Below are 6782 nucleotides of genomic sequence, written 5' to 3'. Positions count from 1 at the left end.
GGGCAACCCGCCGCCGGCCAGCGAATCGACCGCATGGCCGGCCAGCCCGCCGAGCAGGGCCCCGATCGGTCCTCCGAGGGCAAAGCCCGCCGCGCTGCCGATGATCTTGCCCCAGATGCTCATGGCTGTCCTGCCCGACCCGTGATTGACTCGCGAAACGCCCCCATGGTGTGAAACCTTGGGCACGGAAGACAAGAGGGCATATGAGCACCTGGGATTTCTGGATCGATCGCGGCGGCACCTTCACCGATATCGTCGCCCGCCGGCCCGACGGCGCGATCGTAACCGCCAAGCTGCTGTCCGAGAATCCGGAGCACTACGAGGATGCGGCGGTCGAAGGCGTGCGCCGCCTGCGCGCCGCCCTGCCGGGCCCGGTCAATGCCGTGAAGATGGGCACCACCGTCGCCACCAACGCGCTTCTCGAGCGAAAGGGCGAGCGGGTGCTGCTGGCGATCACGCGCGGCTTCGCCGATGCCCTGCGCATCGCCTATCAGAATCGGCCGGATATCTTCGCCCTCGACATCCGCTTGCCCGAACTCCTCCACGAGCGGGTGGTGGAGATCGACGAACGCCTTTCCGCCCGGGGGGATATCCTGCATCCCCTCGACCTCGTAGGGGCGCGGGAGGGCTTGCAGGCGGCTTTCGATGCCGGCATCCGGTCCATCGCCATCGTGTTGCTGCACGGCTATCGCTTTCCCGCCCACGAGCAGGCGCTGGCGGCGCTGGCGCGGGAGATCGGCTTTGCCCAGGTCTCGACCGGGCACGGCGCCAGCCCCCTGATGAAGCTGATCGGGCGGGGTGACACGACGGTGGTCGACGCCTATCTCTCGCCCATCCTGCGGCGCTATGTCGACAAGGTGGCGGCGGCGCTGGGCGACAGCCGGCTGATGTTCATGCAATCCTCCGGCGGTCTGACCGACGCCCATCTGTTCCAGGGCAAGGATGCCATCCTGTCGGGACCGGCCGGCGGCGTCGTCGGCGCCGTCCGCACCGCCGCCGAGGTGGGGGAGGGGCGGATCATCGGCTTCGACATGGGCGGCACCTCGACCGACGTCTGCCACTACGCCGGCAGCTTCGAGCGTGCCTTCGAGACCGCGGTCGCGGGTGTCCGCATCCGGGCGCCCATGATGGCGATCCATACCGTCGCCGCCGGGGGTGGTTCCATCCTCGGCTTCGACGGATCGCGCCTGCGGGTCGGGCCGGAAAGCGCCGGGGCCAATCCGGGGCCTTGCGCCTATCGCCGGGGCGGGCCGCTGACGGTGACCGACGCCAATGTGCTCCTCGGCAAGCTGCTGCCCCACCGTTTCCCCGCCGTCTTCGGCCCGGGCGCGGATCAATCGCTCGACGCGGGCGCGGTGCGGGCGAAGTTCGAGGCGCTGGCGGCCGAGGTTTCGGCGGCGACCGGAAGCCCCGCGTCGGCCGAGGCGATGGCCGACGGTTTCGTCGCCATCGCGGTCGAGAACATGGCCAATGCGATCAAGAAGATCTCGGTCCAGCGCGGTCACGACGTGACGACCTACACGCTGCAATGTTTCGGCGGCGCCGGGGGGCAGCACGCCTGTCTCGTCGCCGAGGCACTGGGCATGGGCCGGGTGATGTTGCACCCCCTCGCGGGGCTTTTGTCCGCCTATGGCATGGGCCTCGCCGATATCGCGGCGACGCGGGAAGAGGCAGTGGAGGCGGTGCTGGACGAGGCGGGTCTTGCCGCCGCCGAGACCCGCCTCGATGCCCTCGGCAAGGATGCGATCGACGAGGTCGCGGGCCAGGGCATCGACCCTTCCGCCATCGCCCTGCACAGGCGTATTCACCTGCGTTACGAAGGAACCGATACCGCCCTGATCGTGCCCCATGGCACGCTGAACGACATCAGGGCGGCGTTCGAGGCGGCGCATCGCGCCCGCTTCGGCTTCATTTCGGGTAACCGGCGCCTGATCGTCGAGGCGATCTCGGTCGAGGCGGCGGGGGGCGGCAGCGCGATCGCCGAACCCGTCCTCGCTTCCCGGCCGGACGGTCAGGCCATCGAGGTCGTGGAGACCGCCCGTATCTTCACCCGGGACGCGTTCCACGCGGCGGCGGTGGTCGAGCGTTCCAGCCTGCTGGCCGGCGATATCGTCGCGGGGCCGGCGGTCCTGATCGAGGATCATTCGACCGTCGTGGTCGAGCCGGGCTGGCGGGCGCGGATGCATGGCAACGGCACCCTGTTCCTCGACCGGACGGGCGAAACGGCCCGGCGCGATGTCGGCACCGGCCGCGATCCCGTGATGCTGGAGGTGTTCAACAACCTCTTCATGTCGATCGCGGAACAGATGGGCCTCACCCTCGAGAAGACCGCGCATTCGGTGAACATCAAGGAAAGGCTCGATTTTTCCTGCGCGGTATTCGACGGCAAGGGCGGCCTCGTCGCCAATGCCCCGCATATGCCGGTTCATCTCGGCAGCATGTCGGAATCGGTCGAGACGGTGATCCGCGGCCATCGCGCCAGCATGAAGCCGGGCGATGCCTTCATGTTGAACGCGCCCTACAACGGCGGCACCCATCTGCCCGATGTGACCGTGATCGTTCCGGTGTTCGACCGGGCGGGCCGCGATGTGATCTTCTATGTCGCGGCGCGCGGCCATCAGGCCGATATCGGCGGCGTCACGCCCGGCTCCATGCCGCCCCATTCGACCAGCGTGGTCGAGGAAGGCGTGCTGATCGACAATCTGCCCCTCGTCGCCGAGGGCCGCTTCCTCGAGGACGAGGTGGTGGCGCTGCTCTCGTCCGGGCCGTACCCCGCGCGCAATCCGGCGCAGAATGTCGCCGACCTGAAGGCGCAGATCGCCGCCTGCGAGAAGGGCGCCCAGGAATTGCTGGCCATGGTCGAGGTCTATGGTCTCGATACCGTCCATGCCTATATGCGCCACGTTCAGGACAATGCGGCGGAGGCGGTGCGCCGGGTGATCGACCGCCTGTCGGACGGCGCCTTCACCTGCCGGCTCGACAATGGCGCGGTGATCCGCGTCGCGGTCACGGTCGACCGGGCGGCGCGGCGGGCGCGGGTCGATTTCACCGGCACCTCGGCGCAAGTGCCCAGCAATTTCAACGCCCCCTTCGCCGTCGTGAAGGCCGCCGTCCTCTATGTCTTCCGTACCCTGGTCGACGACGATATTCCGCTGAACCAGGGCTGTCTCGAGCCCCTCGACATCATCGCCGAGGAAGGCTCGATGCTGCGGCCGAATTACCCCGCCGCCGTCGTCGCCGGCAATGTCGAGACCAGCCAGGCCCTGTGCGACGCGCTGTATGGCGCCCTCGGCGTCATGGCGGCGGCGCAGGGCACGATGAATAATTTCACCTTCGGCAACGACCGCTACCAATATTACGAGACGATCTGCGGCGGTGCCGGGGCTGGCCCCGATTTCGACGGTTGCGATGCCGTCCACACCCATATGACCAATTCCCGCCTGACCGATCCCGAGGTGCTGGAATGGCGCTTTCCGGTCCGGGTCGAGGCTTTCGGCATAAGGCGCGGCTCCGGCGGGGCGGGGCGGCATCGGGGCGGCGATGGCGTCATCCGCCGGATCCGCTTCACCGAGGCGATGACCGCGGCCATCCTGTCCAACCGGCGGACCATTCCGCCCTTCGGATTGGACGGCGGCGGCGAGGGCGCGCCGGGGATCAACCGCTGCCTGCGGGCCGATGGCGGCATCGAGATCCTGGGCACCTGCGCCGAGGTCGAGGTGGCGGCCGGCGATGCGATCGAGATTGAAACACCGGGCGGCGGCGGCTTCGGCCGGCCGCCGTCCTGAAGCGAAAGGGTAGGGCGATGCCGAAAACCATGCTGATCACCGGGGCCAGCCGTGGCCTCGGCCGGGGTCTGGCCGAGATTTACGCCAGGGCGGGCTGGCGCGTTCACGCGGTGGCGCGAAAGGCGGGCGATCTCGAAGCCGTGCCCGGCATCACCGCGCATGAACTGGAAATCACCGACCGCAAGGCGATCGCCACCCTGCGCACCCGCTTCGCCGAGGAACGGCTGGATCTCGTGATCAACAATGCCGGGATCTGGGGGCCATCGGCGCAGGACCTCGGCCCGATGGAGGCCGAGGCCTGGCTCGAAGCCTTCCGGGTGAATGCCATGTGCCCCTATTACGTCGCCGAGGCGCTGCTCGATCCGCTCGCCCGGGGGCGGGGCCGCGTCGTCACCATCACCAGCGGCATGGCCTCGATCACCAACAACAATTCCGGGGGCGATTACATCTATCGCTCGTCCAAGGCGGCGGCGAGCATGGTCATGCGCTCGCTCTCCCGCGATGTCGTCGCGCGCGGGCTTTGCGTCGTCACGCTGGACCCCGGCTGGGTGCGGACCGACATGGGCGGGGCCGAGGCGCCGCTGTCGATCGAAGAATCTGTCTCCGCCATGCACCGCACCATCGAAGGCCTGACTTCAAGGGACAACGGCAAGTATCTGAATCTCTATGGAAATGAAGTGCCGTGGTGAGGTCCGGGCGGCATTGCGGCGCAGCGACGATTTCGGGTTTTCAGTAAGGGATTTCTAAGTAACGATAAAGCCACCTCACCGACGAGAAAGGAAAAAGGTCAATGACCGCAAACCATCTCCTCACCGGTGTCGTCTTCACCTTTCTGATGGCGCTGGTCGTCGGACTTGTCTGAGCATCGCTGCGGACTACAGTCACACAGGCGCGAATGGTGAAAAACGGGGCGGCCCCAACGGGCGCCCCGTTTCCACGTCAGCATGACGTCAGGGCTTGTCCCTGGGGGGGAAATAACTGTCCATATGGGCCTGGATCAGGCGGCCGAACCACAGGCGGAAATCCTTGCGCGCCGTGGGATCGTCGGGCCGCCGCGCCGCGCCGCGCAGGGCATGGCCCATGATGCCGTCGCCATAGGCGACCGTCGCGACCAGCAACACGATATTGGCCGTATCCTCCTCCACCGGCGGGGCGATGCCGGCGGCGGCATGATGATCGATCCTGATGGTGTGGATGACCCGGATCAATTCCGCGATCATCTGCTGGGAAAAACCCTGATTGCCGCCGTCATGCTCCAGCGTCAGCCAGGCGGCGAGGCGGGCATAGCCCCGCTCCGACAGGACCTCGAACACTTTCTGCATGACCTGGGTCGCGTCCGGCGTCTTGCCGGCCGGCGTGGTCAGGGCGGCCAGGACATCGGCGCGCAATTGCTCGGTCGCGCGGATCGACAGCGCCTTCACGAGGCCGTCGCGGCTTTCGAAATGATGCAGGATGGCGGAATGGGACAGGCCGACATCGCGGCCAATGTCCTGCAGGCGAAGCCCCTCGGGGCCGAGGTTGGTCAGCCGCGCTTCCGCCGCGTCGAGGATCTGGCGCCGGGCTTCTTCCGACGTGCGCCGGATCCGCTTGCTCCCGATGACTGCCGCCATGCCCTGTCCCCCCGCCGAGGTCTCGAATCGCCCCGCGAATTGACAATTATGTCAACCAATTATAGGCTTCCGCCATACGAAAAATAAGACCGGGGTTACCACCATGGCGGCATTCAACGAGGAAAAGCCCAGGCTTGGCCGGCTGTCGGGCCATCGCCGCTATCGCCCGATCGAGGCTTGGCGGGCGCTGCGCACCCTCCTGCGCGACAAGGAGGACACGGCCCAGGTCTTCCGCATCATCGACGCGCTGGGAGGGCCGGCCTTTGAATCGCTCTACCGCCGTTTCCGCCGCCTGCCCGGCGCCCTCGCCATTCTGGAGCGGCAGCGCAGCCTGTGCGATGTCCTCTCCGACCGCGCCTATCTCGCCAGTCTGGCCGAGGGTAGCCTCGGCCGTGACTATCTCGCCTTCGTCGAGCGCGAGCAACTGACGGCCGATGGTCTCGTCGCCGCCAGCGATGAAGGCTATGGCGAGCGCGAGGAAATCGATCCCCTGATGCGCCGCTTCGGCGAGCGACTGCGCGATTCCCACGATCTCTATCATGTCGTCGGCCAGTTCGGCCGCGACGGCATGGGCGAGGTCGGCGTGCTGTCCTTCACCCATGGTGTTTCGGGCAATCCCGGCATCCTGCTGGTGATCCTCGGCGGCATCGGCAAGTTCCGCAAGGAATTGCCCGGTCAGCCCATCGCGCGCATGGCCTGGCAGGCGTGGAAGATCGGCCGCGCCGCGACCTTCCTGCCCGGTGCCGATTGGGAAGCCCTGCTGCCGCTGCCAACCAGCGAGGTACGCCGCCAGTTGAACGTCGGCACGCCGTCGCTCTATCACGCTTCCGGCCTGATGAATTCCGAGGCGCCCGCGAGGGCGATGCCCGCCGCGGCCTGAGGGCGGGGCGGCTTCGGGCAAAAAAAGCGGCCCGGCGCGGAGTGTCGCCGGACCGCCCATACCCGGGGTCCTTCCCTTTGGTCCCTGCCGATTGCCGACACCCTCCCCAGCGTGCCTACAATCGAATACCGGGGGTTGTTTTTATTTCCCCTCGGTTGTCCCGGTGGCCTTTTGTTTTTGTCGGGCCACCGAAATTCTCCCCCGCCAGCCTGTTTGCGATGTTTTCACCGCGATTCGCGGCTGGCGCTTTTCTTTTTCTTGCTGGCAGGCATCATGACCTCATGTCGGTATTGAATGCAACACCAGAAGTTACCGCAACTGCGTCACGCAGGCGCAGCATGGATCGCCCTGCGTTGTTCGCATCTGCATTGCTGCATGTCCTGATCCTGCTCGCTTTCCTGCTGAAACTGCCGGACGCGGCGGAAGACGGCGCGGGCGGCATGGCGATCGACATCGTCTATGACGTGCCGGGCGATGCCACCAGGGGCGATGGCGACGATGCCGCCG

4 protein-coding genes are annotated in these 6782 nt (G+C 67.1%); 3 read left to right on the top strand and 1 reads right to left on the bottom strand.

Annotated elements, in window-relative coordinates:
- Positions 1–203 precede the first annotated feature (203 nt).
- Positions 204–3785, top strand: a complete 3582-nt coding sequence (locus WAZ62_RS00445) for a hydantoinase B/oxoprolinase family protein (RefSeq protein WP_422641560.1) — start codon at positions 204–206, stop codon at positions 3783–3785.
- Positions 3786–3802: 17 nt separating this feature from the next.
- Entirely contained in the window at positions 3803–4474 is a 672-nt protein-coding gene (locus WAZ62_RS00440; protein WP_422641559.1) for an SDR family oxidoreductase, read from the top strand.
- Between the two features lie 261 nt (positions 4475–4735).
- On the opposite strand, the gene WAZ62_RS00435 is transcribed toward WAZ62_RS00440, so the two are convergent.
- Positions 4736–5395, bottom strand: coding sequence for a TetR/AcrR family transcriptional regulator (locus tag WAZ62_RS00435; protein WP_422641558.1), 660 nt, complete (start codon positions 5393–5395; stop codon positions 4736–4738).
- Positions 5396–5498: 103 nt separating this feature from the next.
- On the opposite strand from WAZ62_RS00435, the gene WAZ62_RS00430 reads away from it, so the two are divergent.
- A complete protein-coding gene (locus WAZ62_RS00430; RefSeq protein ID WP_422641557.1) occupies positions 5499–6275 on the top strand; it encodes a Coq4 family protein in 777 nt (258 codons plus the stop codon).
- Positions 6276–6782: the final 507 nt, after the last annotated feature.

This window comes from Zavarzinia sp. (assembly GCF_049306435.1).
GTDB lineage: Bacteria > Pseudomonadota > Alphaproteobacteria > Zavarziniales > Zavarziniaceae > Zavarzinia.
This window is presented reverse-complemented; position numbering and strand designations above follow the sequence as displayed.

Bases quoted from the DNA above. Each gene is read 5' to 3' on its own strand.
- WAZ62_RS00445 (WP_422641560.1), top strand. From the start codon at position 204: ATGAGCACCTGGGATTTCTGGATCGATCGCGGCGGCACCTTCACCGAT.
- WAZ62_RS00440 (WP_422641559.1), top strand. From the start codon at position 3,803: ATGCCGAAAACCATGCTGATCACCGGGGCCAGCCGTGGCCTCGGCCGG.
- WAZ62_RS00435 (WP_422641558.1), bottom strand. From the start codon at position 5,395: ATGGCGGCAGTCATCGGGAGCAAGCGGATCCGGCGCACGTCGGAAGAA.
- WAZ62_RS00430 (WP_422641557.1), top strand. From the start codon at position 5,499: ATGGCGGCATTCAACGAGGAAAAGCCCAGGCTTGGCCGGCTGTCGGGC.